This window comes from Enterobacter cloacae complex sp.6700776, from assembly GCF_048284255.1.
GTDB lineage: Bacteria > Pseudomonadota > Gammaproteobacteria > Enterobacterales > Enterobacteriaceae > Enterobacter > Enterobacter intestinihominis.
The window spans coordinates 1-295 of sequence record NZ_JBLVYK010000197.1 but is presented as its reverse complement, the minus strand read 5'-3'; the positions used below and the strand labels follow the sequence as shown (position 1 = coordinate 295).

1 pseudogene is annotated in these 295 nt (G+C 39.3%); it reads left to right on the top strand.

Features of this window, described 5'->3' with window-relative positions:
• Positions 1-33: 33 nt before the first annotated feature.
• A pseudogene (locus ACNQ0T_RS23865) lies at positions 34-295 on the top strand (hypothetical protein); the annotation flags it as partial.

Here is a 295-nt window from a genome sequence, read left to right as displayed (position 1 = left end):
GATTATTTCCTTGTTGAGTCGCGTAAAGGATTCATGCAGGGGATCGCAAAGGATAAGGAGTCCGGTGAGTACCATAGCGTGATTGGAAAAGTGAACAAGCGTATTGATAAAGACGGAAACTGGAAAACGTATATGACTCTTTCAGCAATCAATAAAAATGCCGAAAGTGGAATTGTTTTGCATGGTTATGGACATGTAGATCAGGGGGGTAAAAATTTGCTTTACAAAAACACAATTGCAAATGAAAAACAGCCTCAGCATTTACAAGCGGCCTCAGATGAGGTAAAAAACAAAA